Origin of the sequence: Steroidobacter gossypii (genome assembly GCF_016801985.1) — a bacterium.
Classification (GTDB): Bacteria; Pseudomonadota; Gammaproteobacteria; order Steroidobacterales; family Steroidobacteraceae; genus Steroidobacter; species Steroidobacter gossypii.
The window spans coordinates 562,720-584,865 of the sequence record NZ_JAEVLS010000001.1; the positions used below are offsets into that span (position 1 = coordinate 562,720).

A 22,146-nucleotide genomic window follows, 5' to 3' on the forward strand; every position below is an offset into this window, starting at 1 on the left:
GCCGTCACGCGAGCAAGGCAGCGCTGCGCAGAGACAAAGCTGCGACGCTCAAACTGGGATTCGAATTCGGACCCGAAGGGAACACCGACGAACCCACTACCACCAGATTGCGGACATCGTGATGAACCTGCTTCGGGTCGATCACCGAAGAGGCGCGCTCCGCGCCCATGCGCAGCGAGCCCTGGATGTGAGATTCGGTATCGCGCATGCCTTTGAAGTCGATGCGCTCCACCGGCAACGGCGCCAACACCTTTTCGATGTTGTTCAAGGATTCCTGCACGCCGCGCTTGGCGTACTCCGAAACGTCCGGGTGCAGCACCTTGGGCATGCCGTCGTGGTCGAGCACGACGCGATTGGAATCCTGAGGCAAATCTTCCACCACTACCACCAGCGGCGCGAGCTGACGCCATCGGCCGTATTCCTTGCGCAGGCCATGCGGCCAGCGGTTGTCGAAATAGATCAACGCGCCGCCATAGTCCTTGCGGAACGCGCCGTCATACAACGAGTAGTTCAACGCAGTGGTGATGGTGCCGCCGTCGAGACTGTCGAGACCCTCGAGCAGCACCTCCAGCGAGTACCCGACCTGCTCGTGAATGCCGACGCCGGTCAATGGATGATCGATGCCCGAGCGCAGCAGGATCGCCGGGCTGTGAATCGCATTCGCGCCCAGCACGAACAGATCGCCGGTGACTCGATGCTCGGCGCCGCCTTTGCGATAGACAGCGGCGCGAGCCACGCCGCCCGCATGATCGAGGTGTGTCACTTCACATTCAGCGCGAATCTCGACGTTGGGGAGGTTGCGCAGACTGGCGAAGCCGTTCTCGAATGTGAACTTCGCGTTGACGGGGCATAGATTGCAACGAGCGGAGGCACAACACGGCGGTCGCCCAGCAGCGGCAGTGCTGGCGCGCGCGGTGGCGATCGGAACGTGAAACTCCGGCTGCGCTTTACGCATGATCGCGTCGACGGCCGTGAGCTTATGGGGCGGCTGAGGAAAGGGCGCCGAGCGCGGCAGGATCTCGGCCATTTCCGGCGCTCCCGCCACCGACATCTTGGTTTCAGCCGCGAGGTAATAAGGCTCGAGCTCGTCGTAATCGAGCGGCCAATCCTGGGCAACGCCGTACCTGCTGCGCATCCGAAAGTCGCTCGGATGAAAACGCGGTGTCTGCGCATACCAACAGTTGGTGCCACCGCCCACGCCGATCGTGAAGTTCCATACTTTGTTCGCCGCGTCGGTGCGAAACGTCGAGGCAGGCGTGATGGGTGAGTTCTTGCCGTGCTCCAGCTGCCAGGCGTGCGAACTGAAGGCACCGCGCTCGAGCATCAGGATTTTCGCGGCCGGTCGCTTGCTCAGGTAGCCCTCGACAAAGAACAACGATCCGAATCCAGTCCCGACCACCACCACATCGAAATGCTCTTGAGCCATGCGTCCTCCCGAAGCGCATCGGAGTTTAACCGGCGCGCTGCCGGGATGTTCCATGAATGAATGACTTTTGCGCCGTCACCTGACAGATTCCTCGGGGATTGCGTGTAAGCTGCGCGCCATTGTCCCCAGCCACCGACATTCCATGCGCAAGCCCCCAGCCGCCCCAATCTCCACTGCCAAGGGCGTGAGACTGCAAAAGGCCATGGCCGACGCCGGCCTCGGCGCCAGACGCGACTGCGAAGACATGATCACCGCCGGCCGAGTGAAGGTGAATGGCCGCGTGGTCGATACATTGCCCTGCTTCGTCGATCCCGCAAGCGACGTGGTGGAGCTCGACGACGAGGTCGTCGAGCTGCCGGTGCCTGAGCAAAGCACGGCCGATTCCGCCAAGGCAGGCGGCAAGGCGCGCACCCTGATCTACGTGTTGATCAATAAACCCAAGGGCGTCATCACTACCACCAGCGATCCCGAAGGCCGTCGCAACGTGCTGGAGCTGGTGCCCACCTCGCTACGCCGCGAGGAACGATTGTTTCCGGTGGGCCGCCTCGACGGCGACTCGACCGGCCTGCTGCTGATCACCAACGACGGCGACCTCGCCTATCAGCTCACGCATCCGAAGTTCGGCATTCCAAAGGAATATCGTGTGCTGACCTCGGGCCTCGCCAGCGACGAGCAGTTGCAGAAGCTGCGCGCCGGCATGTATCTGGTCAATCCGACAGCGGATGGCTCCAAGACGTCCAAGCGCGCTTCGATGGAATCGGTGCGCATCATCAAACGTTTCGTCGACCGCGCCCGCGGCGACCGCACGCTGCTGAGCGTGACCTTGCGTGAAGGTCAGAACCGAGAGATCCGCCGCATGCTGGCGCGCGTCGGTTTGAAGGTGCGCGAACTCGAGCGCGTGGCGATCGGCCCGCTGCGCGCCGGCGATCTCAAGCCGGGCCAGGCCAAGCTGCTCGGCAAAAAAGATGTCGAGAAGCTGCGAGCCGCGACGCTGAGCGCGGGGCTCGATTAGCCCTGCTTGTCGATCAAGCGGATCAAACCTTCCTGCGCCATCGAAGCCACCAGCTTGCGATCGCGATTGAACATCTCGGCGCGCGTGAGGCCACGAGCGCCGCCGGCGAACGGACTGACCGCTTCCACCAGGATCCATTCGTCCGCGCGTGGCGGGCTGTGGAACCACATGGCGTGATCGAGGCTGGCCATCATCACATCCTTGCTCATCATCGCCGCCGGATGTTTCAACAATGCGGTGGACACCAGAAAGTAATCGGACAGGTACGCCAGGCCCGCCAGATGGGTGAGCGGATCATCCGGCAGCGGCGACGCCGCACGGATCCAATACTGGGCCCGCTGCATCGACTGCTTACGCAGCATGAACATCTCGGGATTCACCGGCTTGAGCTCGATGATGGCCTCCTGCGAGGCCAGCGCCGAGGCGCCCTTGGGCAGCCGGTCGCCAAATTTTTCCAGTAACTGACGCACATCCATCAGATCTTCCGGATCGGGCACGTCGCCGCTCACGCTCACGTCGTGCTGCAGGCCGGCTTCCTGCCGGTGGAACGACAGCTCCATATGGAAAATCGGTCGCGAACGCTGCCGGGCCACGACACGCCGCGTCGAGAAACTGCCGCCATCGCGCGTCAGCTCGACGTCGTAGATCACGGGGATGTCGCTCGCGCCGGCCAGCAGAAAATAGCCGTGCAGCGAATGGCAGACCCGATCGGGGGCGACTGTCTGGGTGGCGGCCATCAGGCCCTGACCCAGGATCTGCCCGCCGAACAGCGTGCGATTGACATTGATCTGGTTGACCTGGCTGCGGAACAGGTTGGTGTCGAGCTGCTCGAGCTCCAGCACTTCACGCAGGCACTTGGGAGCGGGGGGCGCGGGCGGCGGCGAAATCGGATTGGCCATGGCGGGGAGTGTAACACCGCGCCGACCGGCGCTCTGAGGCCACTCACCGGCGCACCGCGGCCGCCGGCCCTCGATCCCTACTCGGCACCGGGGAATTTCGTTAACCTCTGCCCAATAACAACGTCTCATTCCTGGCCCGGAACTTGGAGGGTTGCATGTTCAGCCGACTCGGGAACCTCATTAAAGGCTTCTTCTCCCTCTTCATCTCGGGAATCGAGAAACGCAATCCGGAAGCGCTGCTGGAGCTGGAGCAGGAAAATCTCCGTAAGCAGATCGCCAACTTCAATCAGGGCCTGGCCACGCACGCCGGCTTGTGCGAGCGGATCATGGGCCAGGTGCGCAAGCTCGAGACCGAGCAGAAAGATCTGCGCGCCAAGACTACGGCGCATCTGCGCGCCGGCAACAAGTCGGCCGCCGGCCAGTACGCGCTGCGCCTGCAGACCATCGAGTCGCAGCTGGAAGAAAACCGCAAGCAGCTCGAGCAGGCCGAAGGCACCTACAAGAATCTGATCAAGGCTCGTGACGTGGCCGTGCAGACGGCGCGCGCCAAGATCGAGGGCCTCAAGGGTGCGATCAACGATCTGCGTATGAATCAGGCCATGGCCGAGATCCACGAGATGGCCTCGGGCATGATCAGCAGCATCGGCGGCTCCGGCGACACGCTCAATCGCCTGCACGAGATGGTCGAAGAGGAGCGCACCAAAGCCGCCGGTCGCGCGCGCATCGCCCGAGACTCGGTCGATATGAGCGGCGTCGAAGTGCAGGAAGCGGAAATGAATGCGCTTGCCGATCAGGCGCTCGCCGACTTCGCCGCTCGCGAAGGCATTTCCATCGAAGGCAGCACGCCGGCTGCGCCCGCCACGCGCACCATGGGTGCGCAGTCGGAATCGCAGTCGTAACCACAACTGTCACCTGGGGAACGCGACCTCGATGCCAGCTCCGCACGGCGCACCCGCTTGGGCCAACGAGCTCGCCCTCGCCTACGAAAGCGGCGCGCATGGGCAGTTCATTCTGTACGGCAACGTGCACGACCGGATTGCCGTCGGCGCGCAGCTCGTCGGGCTCACTGGCTATCTCGAGCATCACCTGCTGTCGAGCTTCCAGATCGTGCTTTCATACGATCTGGGTAGCGGGCTGACCATCGAACGCGGTGGCGAGCTGGTCGAGAAATGGGGCGGCGCGGATCTGAAGTCCTTGCCGAGGGAGCCGCAGGCAGCGCTGCAATACGTCAGTCGCTATCTGCGATACCTCGGCAACCTGCGTGCGCTGGGTCGCGAAGTGAAAGAACACGTCGCAGTGATCTTGCGCAGCGTCGATCACATCGTGCCCGCCGACGGCGTCGGCTTCGAACATGGCAGTCTCACCAGCGTATTGCGCGAATGGTCGTCGGAAGCCCCGTTCGCCGATCTGCCCTTCACCAGCATTCTGATTGCCGACAATCTCAACGATGTCGAGCCGCTCGTCGCATTCAGTACGCATGCCTCGCGCATTCGTGTGCCGCTGCCGGATTCGGCCGAGATCGAACGTGCGTTGACGCTGCTGCGAACTCACGAGGCCCGAGCGTTCACTCCGGACGCGAACCTGGCGCAGATTGGCGCGGCGCTGGTCGGCGTCACGCTGACGGCGCTGGAAAGCCTGGTGAAGATGCGCGATCACTCGGGCCAGCCGCTGAACAGCGCGGATCTCACTCGCATCAAAAAAGAGCTGGTGGAGCGCGACTCCGCCGGCCTGGTCGAATTCATCGAATCGACTCGCACTCTCGACGCCTATCACGGCCAGGACGCGCTCAAGCGCTGGCTGCGCCAGGACATCAAGCTGTGGCAGACCGGCGATCTGAAGGCGTTGCCCATGGGGTATCTGCTGTGCGGCCCGGTAGGCACAGGAAAAACCTTTCTGGTCGAATGTCTCGCCGGCGAGGCCGGTGTGCCGGTGGTCAAGCTCAAGAACTTCCGCGATCGCTGGGTGGGCTCGAGCGAAGGCAATCTGGAAAAGATCTTCCGACTGATCCGTGCGCTCGGCCGTTGCATGGTGTTCATCGACGAAGCCGACCAGACGCTCGGCCGGCGTGACTCGGGCAGCGGCGACAGCGGCTTGTCCGGGCGCTTGTATTCCATGATCGCGCAGGAAATGTCGGATACCTCGAATCGCGGGCGCGTGTTGTGGATTCTGGCGTCGTCGCGGCCCGACTTGATCGAAGTCGATTTGAAACGTCCGGGGCGCGTCGACGTGAAAGTGCCGCTGCTGCCCACGAGCACCACTGCCGAGAGCGCCGCACTGATCGGCGCACTCGCCAAGCGCTACGGTCTGCAGTTGAACGAAGCGGACCTCACTGCCCTCGAGCCGCGCATGCCGCTATTGCTCACACCGGGTGCGGCCGAGGCGCTGGTGGTGAAAGCCTATCGGCGCGTACGCACCGAGTACCTCGAGCCGCGTGCCGCGCTCGATGCGTGTTTGGTCGGTTATCAGAATCCCGTGCCAGCCGACGTGCTCGAATTCCAGATGCGCATCTCGATCCGCGAGGCCACCGATCTTGCGTTCGTGCCGGCGGCGTTTCATAAGTACGCCGAGCCGGCCACTGCTGTCCCCATCGCGCCATGAGCGGCCCGCGCTCCTATCTAGCCGCAGCGTTCAACGCGCGTCCTTTCGGCATGCCGGTGCCGCCGAACTGGTTCGGCATTGCCGCGTTCGCGCTGCTCGGCGCGTTCGTGAATCCAGGCCTGTGGCTGATCGGCGCGGGGCTCGAAGGTTTGTATCTCTGGGCGCTGTCACGAAATCCGCGCTTTCGAGCTACCGTTGACGCCGGCGGCAAAGGCGACGACTGGGTCGCGCGCTACAACGCGCTCAGTTATCACTTGGATGAAGACGCGCGCTGGCGGCAGGAGTCCATCGAAGCTCAGGCGCGGGAGATCGTCGACCTTCTCTCACGCACCGGCGCGACGGAAATGCAGAAGAGCGATGTGCGACAGATGGCGTGGCTACATTTGAAACTGCTGGCCGCGCGCGCTTCGATCCTGCAGGTGATCAGCGCTGCGGAGCGCGACAAGCGCTCGCTCCATGATCAGGAGCTTCGGGTCATCGAGCGGCTTTCGGCCCCGGCGCTCAGCGACGAGCTCAAGCGCAGCCTGGAACAACAGCTGGCAGTGCTGCGCTCTCGCCGCGCCGGACATGCGGATGCTCAGCATCGCCGCGAACTCATCGAAGCCGAACTGGAGCGCCTGCGCCAGCAAGTGACGCTGGTGCGCGAGCAAGCATTGCTTGCGACGGACGAACACAGCGTGGCGTCGTCGCTGGACGCGTTGTCCGCTTCGCTCAACGAAGCCAATCGCTGGCTGCGCGATCAACGCGAATTGTTCGCCGGCCTCGATGGCCTGACCGACGAACCGCCTCCGGAAGAACTGCTGCAGCCTCGCGCGCCGACCGGTCGTCGGCGACGCGAACGCGTGGTGCAGTGATGTGCGCTCGACGATCAACACAGCTCTCGGCAAGGACTCTTCAATGAGCACAAACAAACCGGTCCAGCGCGGCTCGGCCGCCGGCAATCTGATCACGCTCGTGTTATTGCTGGGGATCATCGGCCTGGGCGCGTACCTGTGGATGGGCTCTCGGGGCACGGATGGCACTGGGTCCGGCAGGACCGCCACGACCGCAGCGGGATCGACATCTTCCGACAGCCGCCGCGAAGGCGACGCGCCCGAACCCATCGAGCCTGTCACCGGCACGCCCTCGCTCGAGGCGGCCGCGACCTACACGCCCAAGGATGGCGTGTTGCAAATCGACATCAGCGAGTACGCCGGTTACGGCGGCCTGATCGTCGCCAACGGCGGCATGGAGCCCAATCCCGATTCGTTCTTCGCCCGGGAATACGGCTTCAAGGTGAGGATCACCAAGAGCGAAAGCGAAACCTGGTCGGCGCTCAACAACGGACGCCTCGCGGCCACGGCCACGACCGCCGACGCGCTCGCCGTGCTCGGCCGTCAGTTCGACGCCGTCATCCCGCTGCAGATTGGTTATTCGCGTGGCGCCGATATGGTGGTAGTCGATCGTGGCATCGCCTCGGTCAATCAGCTCGCCGGCAAAGTGCTCGCCGCTTCGCAGTTCAACGAAAGCGAGTTTTTCATTCGGTATCTGGCCCAGGAAGCCGGCGTGCCGGTCACGGTGCTGCGTGACCTGGACTCGAAACCTTCCTCCAGCGAGCTCGGCCTGGTCTTCTACGAAGACGCGTTCGTCGCCTGCGACGCCTACGCACACGAGCTGACCGGTTCGCAGCGCTTGAATGGCTGCGTCGGCTGGACGCCGCGCACCGACGAAGTCGTGGAAAGATCCAATGGCGCGGCCAAGGTACTCGTATCCAATCGCAACCTGCTGGTCATTGCCGACGTGCTGGCGGTGAATGGCGGCTTCGCCAAAGCGAATCCCGACATGGTTCGCGGCCTCGTGCACGGCATCCTGGAAGGCAACCGTCGCTTGCGCGATCAGCAGGCAGCAAACATTGGCGTGGTCGCCAAGGCGTTCGGCTGGAGCGAAGCGGAGGCGCGCGACGAGTTATCTCGCGTGCATCTGTCGAATCTTCCGGAGAACCGCGCGTTCTTCTCGGGCACCATCGATTCGGCCGGTTCGTTCGGCGGTATCTTCCAATCGTCCGTGCTCGCTTATGGCAGCGTGATCCGCAATCCCACCGATGCCTCACGCTTCGCCGATACGACCGCACTCGACGCGCTCGCCAAGCAAGGTCTGTTCGCCGAACAAAAGATCGCTATCGCCCCCATCCGCAGCAGTACGCAGGCATCGCTCGAAGGCGATCCGCTGCTGAGCAAGGACATTCGTTTCTTTTTCGAGGCGAACTCGGCCGTGCTCGACAAGACCGCGCCTCAGAATCAGGAATATCTGGACACGATCAAACGTTTCCTGCAGGTGAGCCCCGGCTCCACCGTGCTCCTGCGCGGCCACGTCGACAATGCGCGCGTCGGCGAATTCCGCGACCAGGGCGGCGAACAACTCGTGAAGAGCATGGCCCTCAAAGCCATGGAACTCTCTCGTCAACGCGCGCTCGCCGTCAGCGAAGCACTCCGCGCTCGTCACAAAGATATCGACAGCTCTCGCATCGAAGCCGTCGGCCGCGGCTGGGAAGAGCCCGCCGGCCCGGACAGCGAGCTCAATCGTCGCGTAGAAGTGCAATGGTTCACGCTGGAGTGACGCACGCAGTGTGTCATGAGGTCACCCATCCCTCCCCGGCCTTCCACCGCTCCATCAGCTTCTCTCCTCGGGCGAGCGAACGGAGCGCCGGCACTGCGAAGGTCCTGATATCTGCGACGATTCCGTCGAACGCATTAGCCAGTCCCGGCTCGTCCAGCTTTTTTACAAAGGCGTTCCACTGAATTCGATGCTGCTCCGCGAAGCTGGCGGTGAGCGCTTCGAATTCCTCGGCCGGCACCGGCGTCTCGCGATTGTTGAAAGTCGCTTCGATCGCGTTGAGCAGCGCGTCTGCCTCGAAATCGAGATGCTTCGAGCACATCCACACATCGTAGAAATCCTTCACTCGACTGTTTGCGCTGCCCAACGCCACCATCGCCTGGAGCTTCTCCGCGATCGCGGACTCGATGGGATAGGCAAGCAGATGGATCGTGTCGCTTGCGAGGTAGGCTGGGTATTCGACGATTCGCGGGCCGGGCACCATCACATCGCCGACACCGAAGTCGATCTGTATCCGAAGACGCACTTTGTCCATGCGTCCGTCCATCAGAATGCGCGTTCCTTTGTATTCCGAATCCTTGGTGATCTCCTCGGCGACGATGCTATCGGAGGAAGATGAGGCCGTCCGCCTCCACATCGAGCGTCGCGCAGTCCTTGACGAGAGCGATCAAGCTCGCCCGGTCGGCTTTGCCCCTGCGCAGCATGTCGATGTCCATCGTGGGACGCGCACGTGGTATGCCGATCGTTTTCAGCAGCAGCGCGCCCTTCAGCACGACGCTTTGCGCATGCTTTGACTTGGAGACTCGATACAGAAATCGCTCGATGGCGTATTGCTGAAGCACCTGTTGAAACGGCGCGCCGCTCGACTTGGAAGTGTTGCGCAGCCTTGCGAGTACGGAAGCTACGACATTCTTCTTCCCGCTCATTCGATGGCCTGCAGGTACGGCGACATTGGTTTTTCAACACGAAGCAGGCGCGCGTATCGGAGCAGTTCGCGGTTCTGTACGCGTTTTCGCTGTCGTGCCAGGCGGAGCGCCTCCAGCGCGACGTCCAGCCCGAGCTTGTTCCTGAACTTGAAGCAATCCACCACAGTGCGCGCAACGCCGTAGATACTCAGCGGCATGCCGGCGACGCGATGCGTTTCGAGACCTTCATGGAATGTCTTCGGATCGAAGCGATACACCGTGACTGGAATCGACAGCTTGATGCGGTAATAGCTGTCTCGGGGCACCGCCAGATGCACGGAGGATGGTATCTGTGTCGTGATGTCGTGATACGAAAGTGCACTGGTTAGACACACAGCGGCATTCGGCGCGCGCGCAGCGACGACGGCGAGGTCGGGATACTCTGCTTCGCCGACGTCGGCCAGGCGGTAAAGACCGCGGCCGAGCTCGACAATCTGGCCGCTTTCACGCAGAGCATAGAGTGCGTCGGTGTGCACGCCACTCGCGATCAGATCGCGAGTGCGCAGCGTGCCGCCTTTTTCGCGGAAGACTCGAAGTGCGCTGTCGAGGTCGCGGGTTTTCATGGCCGGGTAATAATAGCTCCATTTATTTACAAATGGGTAGAGTATTACCCAGCCCTAGCTCGATACTATCGCCTCCGGCTCTTCAAGCAAGCGGGCTTTTTGTCGGAGCGGCCCGATCTAGGCGCAAGCGACAGTAAATCCGATCGTGGTAGCGCCGTCGTCGCTTTCGGCGAAGACGGTGCCGCCATGCATGGTGGCAACGGCGCGGACGATCGCCAGACCGAGGCCGTGATTTTCGCGGCTGCCGCTGCGAGAGCTGTCGACGCGATAGAAGCGGTCGAACAGTCGGGAAAGGTGCTCCCGCGCGATACCGGACCCGGTGTTCCGCACCGAGACGCGGATGGCGCCTGGCTGCTGCAGAACAGACACGACGATCTCGGCACCGCGCGGGGCGTGCTGGACGGCGTTCTGTAACAGATTGGTTACAGCGCGCCGAAACAGTGATGTCTCGATACTGGCCTGCGCATCGCCCTCGATACGCACGCGCACGCCAGCTTCTTCAAAGATGAACTCCAGATACTCGACGGCGTGGGCCACTTCTTGCGCGATCGACACTTCGATCCGGTTCGGCGCGCGTTCACCGCGATCCGCGCGAGCCAGGAACAGCATGTCGTTGACGATGGCGCGCAGCCGTTCGAGATCCTCAAGGTTAGAGTGCAGAGCTTCTTTTAGTTCCGTCACACTGCGCTCGCGCGACAACGTGACTTGCGTCTGGCCGATGAGATTGCCCAAGGGCGTGCGCAACTCGTGCGCCACATCGGCATTGAATGCTTCGAGCTGCTGATACGCCGCCTCGAGCCTCGCCAGCGCCCCGTTGAAAGAGTCTGCGAGCTTGGAAAGTTCCGGCGCCAGCGTGTCAGTCTGCAAGCGTCGCGACAGACGCCCTGGCGACAACGCCTGTGCTTCACCGGACAACCGCTCCACCGGCCGCAAGCCCACGCCGGCGATGTAGTAGCCGAGCGCCGCTGCTCCGAGCGCGCCGACGATCGTCAACGCAACCAGGCCCACCGTGAACGACTGCAATGTTTCCACGAACGGCGTCGAATCGATGCCCACCATCAATCGCACCGCTGGCCGCTCGCCACGCGCCTCGACCATCGCCGAATACGTCTTGAACGGCTCCTGCTGGTCCGGCAGCCGGACTTGCCCAAAACTGGCCGTGACCGCGCTACGCAGCTGCTCGGCCGTCAGCTCCGAGCCATAGCGGAAGCGTCGGTCGTCACTCAGCACCCAAACCCTGACGCGACTGTTCTCGGACAGCGAATTGTCGAACTTGCTGCGTATGTGGCCCCAGTAGGCCGCTTCGTCGTTGCGCATGATGAAGGGCCGGTACATTTGCCAGCGCGCCTGCAGTTCATTGTCCTGATGGCGCCCGAGCTCGCGCTTCAACAGACCATGCATGGCCACGCCCAGCACCGCCAGCGTGACGAAGCTAGCGACAGCGAACATCGCGGCGAGGCGCTGGCTGATGGAGAGCTTCATGCGTCTTCGCTCTGCTCGCGTACTTCGAGCACGTAACCCATACCGCGCACCGTATGGAGCAAGGTGGGCCGGAACGGATCGTCCAGCTTGCTGCGCAATCTTTTCACGGCGACCTCGACCACGTTGGTGTCGCTGTCGAAGTTCACGTCCCAGACCAGTTCGGCGATGGTGGTCTTGGACAGGATCTCGCCCTTACGGCGCGCCAGCGCCGCGAGCAATGCAAATTCCTTGGCCGTCAGATCCAAACGCTGGCCATTGCGCCAGGCTTTGCGCGCCAGCAGATCGATCTGCAAATCGGCGATGCGCAATTGCATGGCTTCCTGCCCCCGACTGCGCCGAGTCAGCGCTTGCAGGCGCGCCACCAGCTCCAGGAACGAAAAGGGCTTGACCAGATAGTCGTCCGCGCCTTCGCGCAGTCCACGCACACGATCGTCGACCCGGTCCCGCGCCGTCAGCATGATCACCGGCGTCTGCTTGCGCTCGCGCAGAGCGTGCAGCACCGAGAAACCGTCGGTGCCCGGCAGCATGACGTCGAGCACGATCACGTCGTACTCATATTCGAGCGCCATGTGCTTGCCGTCGAGCCCATCGCGCGCGACGTCCACGACGTAGCCCTGCTCGCGCAGGCCTCGCTCGAGGTAGTCAGCCGTCTTGGGCTCGTCTTCTACGATCAGAACTTTCATTGCCTCGAACTGGACCCCGAACCGGGCACCAGACCCATGGACTCATAAACATTCACCAAGCGGATGGAAACATCCGCCGTCGCGCGGGCCGCGTCCAGCTCCACCGCATACACGCTGCGCTCCGCGTCCAACACTTCCAACAACGACAACGCACCCGCCGTGTATTGCCGTCGCGCCAACTCGGCGGCCCGCCGCGCCGACTCCGCCGCGCTCGCCAGCTCCTGCTGCCGAAGCTTGCCTTGCGTGTACAACACCAGCGCAGTCTGAGTTTCTTGAAGCGCGGTGCGCGCGGTCTGTTCGTACGTCAGATACGCCTGCTCTTGAACGGCGTCCGCCGCATCGATCGCCGCACGAATACGGCCGAAATCGATCAATGGAGCCAACAAACCACCGCTCACCGACCACGTGCGAGTGCCGGTATCCAACAGATCGCTGACCCTATTGTCCTGGACCCCGAGCAAACCGGCCAGCGTGATGCGCGGGTAGCGCAAGGCTTCGGCTACGTTGCGCTGTTCTGCCGCCGCGATCAAGCGTCGCTCCGCCGCTTGCACGTCCGGTCGACGCGCGATTACGTCGGCTGGCGTGAGCAGCACACTCTCGGCGTCACTGTCGGGCAGCGCGCCCGGGTCGCTGCCTGAGGCCGGCAACAGAGGATTCAAGGTTTCCGGCGTCGATGCTGTCAACAGAATCAAGCGATGGCGCGCGGCTTCAGCCAGCTCGTGCGATTGAGGAATCTGCGCGCGCGTGGTCCGCAACGACGAGACAGTGCGTTCCAGATCCAGCCGGCTGGCAAAACCTTCATCGAAGCGCGCGCGAGTGATGCGGACTGTTTCTTCCTGCGCCTGCGCGTTGCGCAACGACAGCTCGGTCTGCACTTGGTACAAGCGGAACTCGAGATAGTTGCGAATGACTTCGGCGATCAATGCCACACGAACTGCGTCGCGATCCGCCTGCAGGGCGCGCAACTCGGCATCGGCAGCACGCGCTTCGGCTCGCAACCGGCCGAACAGATCGATCTCCCAGCTGGCATTGGCCGCTGCACTGGCATTCTCCTGAATTCCGCCAATGGTGTTCCCTGCGAAGCGGCGCCCGCTGGAGCGATCGGCGTCGACGGACGCATCGATCTGCGGCGCCAGATTCGCCAGTGTCGCGCGGCGCTGTGCGCGCACTTCCCGCACACGGGCTTCGGCGACGCGCAGATCGAGATTGCGTTGCTCAGCCAGCTCGACGAGCTGATCGATGGTCTGATCGTCGAACGCCTTCCACCACGTCAACGAAGCCGCATCCGCTGGGGCGATCGCCCGCTGCTCATCGACCCAAGCGGACTGCATGTCATCGGGCAGCTGCCGCACCGGTTGGCTGCAAGCCGCCAGCAAGGCCAGAGCGATGACCGACATCACTCGATGTGACATACGGCAGCTCATCGGGCCGGCTCCGGCACCGCGGTCACCGCAGGCTCCGTCGACTGCCGGGAGCCATGAAACACCCGATCGAGCGCCAGATAAATCACCGGCGTCGAAATCAAAGTCAGGATCTGGCTGATGACCAGCCCGCCGAAGATCGCGAAGCCCAGCGGCTGACGCAGCTCCGAGCCCGTGCCGATGCCGAGCATCAGCGGAATCGAGCCGAGCATCGCGGCGATGGTCGTCATGACGATGGGACGAACGCGCACCAGACAGGCTTCGTGAATCGCAGCGAGCGGCGACATGCCGCTGCGCTGGCGCTCCAACGCGAAGTCCACCATCAAGATGCCGTTCTTCTTGACGATGCCGATCAGCAGCACCACCCCGATCAGCGCCATGATGGAGAAGTCCTGGCCGGCGAGCCACAATGCCAGCACCGCGCCGATACCCGCCGAGGGCAGCGTCGACAGAATCGTCAGCGGATGCACGAAGCTCTCGTACAGCACGCCGAGGATGATATAGACGGCCACCAGCGCGCCCAGGATCAGCAGAGGCTGCGTCGCCAGCGACTTTTGAAATTCCTGGGCCGTGCCACGGAAGTTGCCGGTAACGGTGCTCGGCATGCCAAGCTCGGCCTGCGCCTGCTGGATCAAGGTCACCGCATCGCCCAGCGCGACGCCTGGCGCGAGATTGAACGAGATATTGACCGACGGAAACATTCCGTCGTGCGTGATCGAGAGCGGCCCGGTGCTCGGCGGCTCCATGCGCGCCACGGCTGACAGCGGCACCATCTGCCCGGTCAAAGGCGAGCGCAAATAAAAATTCTGCAGACTCTCGGCGCGGCCGCGCTGGGCTTCGTCGATCTCCAGAATGATCTTGTATTGGTTGGTCTCGGTCTGGTACTCGCTGATCTGACGCTGACCGAAGGCGTCGTACAGTACCTGATCGATGTCGACCGTTCGCAAACCGAAGCGCGCCGCGGCGGCCCGATCGATATTCAAGCGCGTCACCGCGGCGCCGAGCTGCAGATCGTCGGAGACGTCGCGCAATTGATCGTAGCCCTGCAGTTTCTCGGAGAGTTGACGCGCCCACTCGGCCAGCTCGCTGCTGTCCGGCCCGCGCAGCACATACAAATATTGGGCACGACCGCCACCCGCACCCAGATTGATGTCTTGCGCAGTCCGCATGAACAACTGCAGGCCGGGAATCCCGGACACCTGCGGCCGCACGCGGTTGATGAACCCTTCGGCGGACACATCGCGATCGCTGCGATCCTTGAGCACGATGAAAATGCGGCCGCTGGCCATGTTCGAATTGCCCAAGCCGCCGCCCACCACATGGGCGATGCTCTGCACCGCCGGATCCTGCGCGATGATGCCGGCGGCGATCAGCTGCTTGGCTTTCATATCTTCGAACGAAACATCGTCGGCGCCCTTGGTGGTCACGAAAATGAACGCCGTGTCCTGCAGCGGGAAGAATCCTTTGGGGATGAACACGTAGCCCAGCACCGCCACCGCGACGGTAGCGCCAAAACTCACCAGCACGGTGCGCTGATGCGCCAAGGCCCATCGCAACACGCGGTCATATCGGGCGATCAAGCGCTGCGAGAATCCGTGCTCGGCGCCCTCCTTGTGTTTCATCGGCTTCATGAACCGAGAAGCCAGCATCGGCGCAAGAGTCAAAGACGCGACCACCGAAATCAGAATGGCCACCGTCATCGTCACCGCGAATTCACGGAACAAACGTCCGACCACGCCGCCCATGAACAGCAGCGGCACGAACGCGGCGATCAGCGAGAAACTGATGGAAACCACGGTGAAGCCGATCTCGGCCGCACCACGACGGGCCGCCTCGAGCATCGATTCGCCGGCTTCCAGATGGCGATGGATGTTCTCCACCACCACGATGGCGTCGTCGACCACGAAGCCCACCGCCACCACCAGCGCCACCAAAGTGAGATTGTTGAGGCTGAAGCCCAGCATATACATCGCGCCGACCGTCGTGATCAGCGCCACCGCCAGCACGGCGGCGACGATGGCAGTGGCCGAGAGCTGGCGCAGGAACACCCCCATCACCACGACGACCAGCAACACGGTCACGATCAACGTGATTTCGACCTCGTGCAACGACGCACGAATGGTGCGAGTACGATCGTTGATCACTTCCAGCTCCACGCTGGCAGGCAGGAGCTCCTGCAGCCCGGGCAGCGCTGCGCGGATGCGATCGGCGGTCGCCACGATATTTGCGCCCGGCTGGCGGCGAATCACGAAATGAATGCCCGGCTTGCCGTTCTGCCAGGCCTGCACATACTCGTTCTCCGCGCCGAATGTCACATTGGCGACGTCGCGCAGGAACACCGGCGCATTGTCGCGATAAGCGACGATCAAGCCGTCATAGTCCTGCGTGGTGAATATTTGATCGTTGGTCTGCAAGGTCGAGACCCGATCCGCCCCGAACAGCGCACCCTTGGCTTGATTGACGCTGGCGGCTTGAATCGCCTGGCGCAGGTCCTGCAGCGTCAAGCCCAGCGCCGCGAGCTTCTCCGGGGCGGCCTGAATGCGCATGGCGGGCTTGCGTTGACCGTTGATGGGCGTTTCCGCCACGCCCTCGATCTGGCTGAGCTGTCGTCCCACCACGGTCTCGGCGATATCGCTGAGCTCGGTGAGGGTCATCAGCTCCGATTGCATGCGCACGACCAGAATCGGGCCGTCGTTCGGATTGACCTTGCGCCAGGTGGGCAGATTGGGAAGATCGGCCGGCAGTCGCCCCGCCGCCGCATTGATCGCCGCCTGCACTTCCTGCGCGGCCACGTCGATATCCTTGGTCAGCACGAACTGCAGGGTGATGGTGGTGCTGCCCAGGGTGCTGCTCGAGGTCATATCGGTGATGCCCGGCACCGAGCTGAGCTGTACCTCCAACGGCGTAGCCACCGCCGACGCCATGGTCTCGGGGCTCGCACCAGGAAGGTTGGCGCTGATTTGCATGGTCGGCAGTTCCGCCTCGGGCATCGGCGCAACCGGCAGCAGCGGAAAGGCGACGATGCCCAACAATACGATGCCGATCGTCAGCAAAGTGGTGCCGATGGGATGACGGATGAACCATTCCGACAAGCCGGGCCGCGTCAGACCGACCTGCGCGCGACTCGCTGCCATGGGTGTTTGCTCGCTCACCGCCCGGCACTCCCACTGGGGCGATTCGGCTGCCCTCCGGCAGAGAACAGCGCGGCCGGGCCTTCCACCAATGTCACTCTCGCATTCGGCGTCAAGCGCGAATGGCCATCGATGACGACGCTGTCGCCGCTCGCCAGCCCGGACTCGATGACGGCGATTTCGTCGTTGTTGTAGCCGACCTTCACGGGCACGACCTCGGCGGTCTGCTCACGCACGCGGAAAACGAAGGGCCCTTGCAAACCCTGTCGCACAGTGCGCGCTGGCACGACCAGTGCGTTGCCACTTATCCCGGTCTGCAAACGCACTGTCACGAATTGGCCCGGCCACAACTTGCCCGCCTGATTGCTGAACTCGGCCCGCAAACGAATCGTGCCGGTGCTCGCATCCACTTGATTGTCGATGGTGGTGAGCTTGCCTTCCGCCAACAGCACGCCGCCGTCGCGATCGTAAGCGCCGACATGCGCGTGCGAGTCGCCGCGTGTCAGCCCTTGCACGCGACCCAACAGGTCTTGAGGCAAGTTGAAGATCACGGAGATCGGATCGACCTGCGTGACGGTCACCAATCCTGCAGCGTCGCCTGCCTGCACCAGATTGCCCGGATCGACGCGTCGCAGACCCACGCGGCCGTTCACCGGCGAGGTGATCTTGGTAAAAGTGAGCTGTACCTGTTGAGCGGCGATGGTTGCTTCATTCGCCGCGATGGCCGCTTCCAGCTGCTCGACCAGCGCGATCTGCTGTTCGAGGGTCTGACGTGAGATCGCTTCTTGCGCGAGCAGATTGTCGTAACGTGATTGATCCAGGCGGGCGGCCTTGAGTTGCGCCTGATTGCGCGCCCTCTCCGCTTCGGCCTGACGCAGGTTGGCCAGAATGGTACGGTCGTCGATGCGAGCCAGCAGCTGGCCACGTTGCACCTGCTGCCCTTCGGCGAACAACACTTCGGTGACGATGCCGCTGACCTGCGGACGCAACACCACGTTGTGCAACGACTGCACCGTTCCGATCCCTGTGGCCAGCTGCGGCACATCCCGCTGCTCCACCGTCGTTACCGTGACCGGGACAGGAGGCGGGCCTGCGGACGGGTCCGCCGCCAGCGAGCTGGAGGACAGCCGCCACACGATCAGCACTACGACGACAACGGACAGCGCTGCGCCAAGCAGAGCGCCGCGGGATTGAGCAAGTCGAATGGGCATGACGATGCACACGAAAGCCTCTGGACGAGGCCAGGCCCACCATAGCCCAACGCCCGGCACCGGAACATGACCCCCAGCTTACCGAGCTGTCAGGATCCGTTCCGAGCGTTGGTGTTCAAACAACGTTGCAGTCTCGAGCCGACGCAGCGTGCGCTATTCCTCGACGATGGCCTGGTAGGTCAATGAGCGCGACAGCTCGCGCAGATCGGGCATGTTGTCGCCCCGCTGCTGGATCATTCCCACCACGATCAATTCGTACACCGGGTCGATCCAGAACCAGGTGCCGGCAAAGCCGCCCCAGAAGTAGGTGCCCTTGCCGCCATAGCCGCCGGCCGCGGCCGGATCTTCGATCACCGCGAAATCCAGACCGAACCCGGTGCCCGGTCCCATGGTGGGCGCCGAATCGGGCAACGCGTTGGTGCGCATCAGCTTCACGCTGAGCGGCGACAGGATGCGACGCCCGTCGAGCTCGCCGCCGTTCAGTAACATCTGGCAGAAGCGCATGTAGTCGCTGGCCGTGGACACCAGGCCGCCGCCACCGGAGGGAAACACGGGCGGCTGGCTGTAATCGGCCATGCCCGGATGCTTGACCGTGTTGCCATCCTTGTCGCGGAAGTAGAACTCCGCGAAGCGATTCATCTTCTCGGGCGGCACGTAGAACGCGGTATCCACCATTTTCAGCGGACCGAACAGGTGTTGTTGCAGGAATTCCGGGAACGGCTGGCCCGACAGTTTCTCCACCAGATAACCCTGCACGTCCACCGCCACGCTGTAGTGCCAGCGCTCGCCGGGCTGGAACAGCAGCGGCACCTTGGCCAGCCGGTCGATCATGGTCTGCATGGGCTCGGTCTGATCGAAGACCTTTTGCTCGACGTACATCTTGTCGACGGCGCTGCCGCCGAAGAAGCCATAGGTGAGCCCGCCGGAATGCGACATCAGCTCGCGCATGGTCATGGGGTGATCGGGCTCGACGGTCTTCACCTGGCCGCTGATGGGATCGACCTTGGCGACTTTCAGCGCCGCGAATTCGGGAATGTGCTTGGACACCGGATCGTTCAGCTGCCACTTGCCCTGCTCGAACAGGATCATCATGGCCACGCCGGTGATCGGCTTGGTCATGGAATAGATGCGAAAGATCGTGTCCTTCTGCATCGGCGCGCCGCCCTCGATCTCGCGTTTGCCGGCCGCTTCCAGGTGCACCACCTTGCCCATCCGGGCCACCATGGTGACCACGCCCGGCAGCTCGCCTCGCTCGGTGAGCGCTTTCATTTCCGTGGTGAGCCGGGCGAGTCGTTGCGAGGACATGCCGACGCTTTCCGGCCGGGCCTTGCCCAGATCGGCGGCCGGCGCGCTGCCGACCACGCCGGCGAGCAGCAACGAACAAAACAAGCGACGCGCTAGGTTCATGAATGTCCCCCGTGTTGGAAGTGATTCCTTGCCGTTCGCAGTGTAGTCATTGGTAGATGACGAAAGGAACGGCGCGAGCGCTGGACGGGCGTTGGCCGCGGCCAGTTTCGCCATACGGATCAACGCTCGTGGCGGGGTTTCGGATGACCGATAATGGCCGGGTGAACCGTTCAGCTGTCGATCTGCCCCCTACCCTGCCCATCCAGGCGGCGCTGCCCGAACTGCGGCAGACCCTGGCCCAACACCGCAACGTGGTCCTGCAAGCGCCGCCTGGCGCGGGCAAGTCCACCGGCGTGCCACTCGCGCTGCTGCCTGAATCGTGGCGAGGCGACGGTCGGATCGTGATGCTCGAACCGCGCCGACTGGCCGCTCGTGCCGTCGCCACGCGAATGGCGCAAACACTCGGTGAGGCGGTGGGCCGCACGGTCGGTTATCGCACCAGGCTGGAGACCAAGGTCAGCAAGGAGACGCGCATCGAAGTCGTCACCGAAGGCATCCTCACCCGCTGGCTGCAACGAGACGCGACGCTGGAAGGCGTGGCGCTGGTGATATTCGACGAGTTTCACGAGCGCAGCCTCAACGCCGATCTCGGCCTGGCGCTGTGTCTGGATGCTCAGGAAACGGTGCGCGAGGACCTGCGCCTGTTGGTGATGTCGGCAACGCTCGACGGCGCGGCGGTCGCCAGGTTGCTGGGCGATGCGCCGATCGTTACTTCCGAAGGGCGCGCGTTTCCTGTCGCTACACATTATCGCGAGCGGCTGGATCAGCGTAGCGCACGACCTCAGTACGAGGATATGGCGCAAATTCTCGCCCGAACCATCATTCGCGCCATCGAGGACGAGGACGGCGACGTGCTCGCATTTCTTCCCGGCCAGGGTGAGATTCGCCGCGCGCAACGTTTTCTCGAAGACGCCTCGTTGCCGAGCGGCGTGCGCGTGCTTCCTCTGTTCGGCGAGCTGTCCGTGCATGAGCAGGATGCGGCCATCCAGCCCAGTCGCAGCGGCGAACGCAAGATCGTGCTCGCCACCAACATCGCGGAAACCAGCTTGACCATCGAAGGCATTCGCATCGTGGTCGACAGCGGCCAGGAGCGGCGTTCGCGCTTCGATCCGTCCACCGGCATGAGCCGGCTCGAGCTTGGCAGCATTTCGCGCGCTTCAGCCGATCAACGTCGCGGCCGCGCCGGAAGAATCCAGGCCGGTGTGTGTTATCGACTCTGGAGCGAGGTCGAACACGCGGGTTTGCCTGCGCAGACGGCGCCCGAGATTGTCGGCGCCGATCTCGCGCCGCTGGCGTTGGAATTGGCGAATTGGGGTATTTCGGATCCAGCCGCGCTGCGCTGGCTGGATCCGCCGCCAGGCGCCACGTTTGCGCAAGCTCGCGGTCTCCTGCGATCGCTCGATGCAATCTCCGCCGATGGTCGCGTCACCGAACACGGTCGGGCGCTGGCTCGAATGGCGACGCATCCGCGCCTGGCGCACATGATCGTGCGTGGAGCGGAGCTCGGTTTGCAAACAACGGCGCTGCAGATCGCAGCCGTGCTCGGCGAGCGCGATCTGTTGCGCACTCAGGGCCAGGATAGAAACGTTGACTTGCGCTTGCGAGTCGAGGCGCTGCGCGGCGAGCGCAGTCTTCCGGGCGGCGTATCGTTGGATTCGGGCGCGAAGCAGCGCGCGCTGCGAAGTATCGAATTGCTCGGCCGGCAATTGGAACATTCCTCCTCCGGTCGCAACCCAACGAGCGACTCGAAGCTCGGCGACTTCGACGTCGGTCGCTTGCTGGCGCTGGCGTACCCGGATCGCATCGCTCAATCACGCGGCAGCGGCGGGCGATATTTGCTATCGAGCGGCCGCGGCGCGCAGTTGCCGCCGGCGCAAAGCCTGTCGCAAGCGGAGTTTCTGGTGGTCGCCGATCTCGACGCCGGAGATCGCGAAGCATCGATTCGACTTGCGGCGCCGTTGACGCGCGAGCTGCTCGAATCGGACTTCGCTGCGCATATCGAGCATCGCCAGCGATTCGAATGGGACTCGCGCGAGCAAAGCGTCATCGCTCAGGATGAGCGCTGGCTCGGCGCATTGAAATTATACGAACGTCGAATCGACAAGCCCGATCCAGGGCGCATGCTTGAGGGCATGCTCACCGGCGTGCGCGAGCTCGGCCTGGCAGCGCTGCCTTGGACCAAAGCTGCACGCACCTTGCAGACGCGGATGATTTTCGCGCGACGTTATGACGAGCGCGCACCGGCCCCGTGGCCAGACGTGAGCGATGCAGCGCTGCTGGAGCATCTAGATGAATGGCTTGCACCGTGGCTGACCGATATGAGCCGTCGCGATCATCTCGCGCGACTCGACTTGCACGACATTCTGCTGTCGCTGCTCGACTGGAATGCGCAGCAACGGCTGGAAACGTTCGCGCCCACGCATCTGGCGGTACCGAGCGGCTCTCGCATTCCCATCGAGTACGGCGACGATGCACCGACTGTCGCCGTTCGGCTGCAGGAAGTTTTTGGCATGCACGAAACACCCACCGTCGCCGAAGGCCGCGTGCCGCTCACCCTGCAGTTGCTCTCGCCAGCCCACCGCCCCGTCCAGGTCACGCGCGACCTGGTGAGCTTCTGGGCGCGTGGCTATCTGGATGTCAAAAAAGAGCTCAAGGGGCGCTATCCCAAGCACTATTGGCCCGACGACCCCCTCACTGCCCAAGCCACCGCCCGGGCCAAACCCCGCCCGCGCTGAGTCGGGCGCAAGCAGGGTAGA

At 63.4% G+C, this 22,146-nt stretch carries 17 protein-coding genes; 6 read left to right on the plus strand and 11 right to left on the minus strand.

The features are described 5' to 3' along the window. Positions 1 to 4 precede the first annotated feature (4 nt). On the minus strand, positions 5 to 1,426 hold the full coding sequence (locus JM946_RS02550; RefSeq protein ID WP_203165563.1) for a GMC oxidoreductase: 1,422 nt from the start codon (positions 1,424 to 1,426) through the stop codon (positions 5 to 7). Positions 1,427 to 1,568: 142 nt separating this feature from the next. Here JM946_RS02550 and JM946_RS02555 point away from each other — a divergent pair, with 142 nt between their 5' ends. After that, on the plus strand, positions 1,569 to 2,438 hold the full coding sequence (locus JM946_RS02555; protein ID WP_203165564.1) for a pseudouridine synthase: 870 nt from the start codon (positions 1,569 to 1,571) through the stop codon (positions 2,436 to 2,438). Here JM946_RS02555 and JM946_RS02560 read toward each other — a convergent pair. Beyond that, a complete protein-coding gene (locus JM946_RS02560; protein WP_203165565.1) occupies positions 2,435 to 3,337 on the minus strand; it encodes an acyl-CoA thioesterase in 903 nt (300 codons plus the stop codon). The two genes, JM946_RS02555 and JM946_RS02560, sit on opposite strands and share 4 nt — an antisense overlap. A gap of 155 nt (positions 3,338 to 3,492) precedes the next feature. Between JM946_RS02560 and JM946_RS02565 the strand changes: the two genes are divergently transcribed. Genes JM946_RS02565 through JM946_RS02580 form a run of 4 tightly spaced genes read left to right on the plus strand, consistent with a single transcriptional unit; the run spans position 3,493 to position 8,530 of the window. Continuing rightward, positions 3,493 to 4,236, plus strand: coding sequence for a PspA/IM30 family protein (locus tag JM946_RS02565; RefSeq protein WP_203165566.1), 744 nt, complete (start codon positions 3,493 to 3,495; stop codon positions 4,234 to 4,236). Positions 4,237 to 4,267: 31 nt separating this feature from the next. Further along, positions 4,268 to 5,935 carry an AAA family ATPase gene (locus JM946_RS02570; protein WP_203165567.1) on the plus strand — a complete coding sequence of 556 codons (1,668 nt, stop codon included), beginning with the start codon at positions 4,268 to 4,270 and terminating at the stop codon, positions 5,933 to 5,935. Further along, a complete protein-coding gene (locus tag JM946_RS02575; RefSeq protein WP_203165568.1) occupies positions 5,932 to 6,789 on the plus strand; it encodes a hypothetical protein in 858 nt (285 codons plus the stop codon). Before JM946_RS02570 ends, JM946_RS02575 begins: the two co-directional genes overlap by 4 nt. 43 nt (positions 6,790 to 6,832) lie before the next feature. Continuing rightward, a complete protein-coding gene (locus JM946_RS02580) occupies positions 6,833 to 8,530 on the plus strand; it encodes a phosphate ABC transporter substrate-binding/OmpA family protein (RefSeq protein ID WP_203165569.1) in 1,698 nt (565 codons plus the stop codon). A 13-nt stretch (positions 8,531 to 8,543) separates the two neighbouring features. Here JM946_RS02580 and JM946_RS02585 read toward each other — a convergent pair whose 3' ends face one another. The 9 genes from JM946_RS02585 to JM946_RS02625 form a co-directional block, all read right to left on the minus strand. Then, positions 8,544 to 9,164, minus strand: a complete 621-nt coding sequence (locus tag JM946_RS02585; RefSeq protein ID WP_203165570.1) for a nucleotidyl transferase AbiEii/AbiGii toxin family protein — start codon at positions 9,162 to 9,164, stop codon at positions 8,544 to 8,546. Next, complete coding sequence (locus JM946_RS02590; RefSeq protein WP_203165571.1) at positions 9,130 to 9,453, minus strand: nucleotidyl transferase AbiEii/AbiGii toxin family protein; 324 nt, start codon at positions 9,451 to 9,453, stop codon at positions 9,130 to 9,132. The genes JM946_RS02585 and JM946_RS02590 overlap by 35 nt, the downstream gene beginning before the upstream one ends. Next, entirely contained in the window at positions 9,450 to 10,055 is a 606-nt protein-coding gene (locus tag JM946_RS02595) for a type IV toxin-antitoxin system AbiEi family antitoxin domain-containing protein (protein ID WP_203165572.1), read from the minus strand. The genes JM946_RS02590 and JM946_RS02595 overlap by 4 nt, the downstream gene beginning before the upstream one ends. Before the next feature lie 117 nt (positions 10,056 to 10,172). After that, entirely contained in the window at positions 10,173 to 11,537 is a 1,365-nt protein-coding gene (locus JM946_RS02600) for a heavy metal sensor histidine kinase (protein ID WP_203165573.1), read from the minus strand. Next, entirely contained in the window at positions 11,534 to 12,220 is a 687-nt protein-coding gene (locus tag JM946_RS02605; RefSeq protein WP_203165574.1) for a heavy metal response regulator transcription factor, read from the minus strand. The genes JM946_RS02600 and JM946_RS02605 overlap by 4 nt, the downstream gene beginning before the upstream one ends. Next, positions 12,217 to 13,632 carry an efflux transporter outer membrane subunit gene (locus JM946_RS02610; protein WP_203165575.1) on the minus strand — a complete coding sequence of 472 codons (1,416 nt, stop codon included), beginning with the start codon at positions 13,630 to 13,632 and terminating at the stop codon, positions 12,217 to 12,219. The genes JM946_RS02605 and JM946_RS02610 overlap by 4 nt, the downstream gene beginning before the upstream one ends. 8 nt (positions 13,633 to 13,640) lie before the next feature. Further along, positions 13,641 to 16,775 (minus strand): multidrug efflux RND transporter permease subunit, encoded by a 3,135-nt coding sequence (locus tag JM946_RS02615; protein WP_322110885.1) that lies wholly within the window; start codon positions 16,773 to 16,775, stop codon positions 13,641 to 13,643. Between the two features lie 14 nt (positions 16,776 to 16,789). Further along, complete coding sequence (locus JM946_RS02620) at positions 16,790 to 17,983, minus strand: efflux RND transporter periplasmic adaptor subunit (protein WP_203165576.1); 1,194 nt, start codon at positions 17,981 to 17,983, stop codon at positions 16,790 to 16,792. A gap of 153 nt (positions 17,984 to 18,136) precedes the next feature. Beyond that, complete coding sequence (locus JM946_RS02625; protein ID WP_203165577.1) at positions 18,137 to 19,390, minus strand: serine hydrolase domain-containing protein; 1,254 nt, start codon at positions 19,388 to 19,390, stop codon at positions 18,137 to 18,139. 161 nt (positions 19,391 to 19,551) lie between these two features. Here JM946_RS02625 and hrpB point away from each other — a divergent pair, with 161 nt between their 5' ends. After that, positions 19,552 to 22,125 carry an ATP-dependent helicase HrpB gene (gene hrpB / locus JM946_RS02630; protein WP_322110886.1) on the plus strand — a complete coding sequence of 858 codons (2,574 nt, stop codon included), beginning with the start codon at positions 19,552 to 19,554 and terminating at the stop codon, positions 22,123 to 22,125. Positions 22,126 to 22,146: the final 21 nt, after the last annotated feature.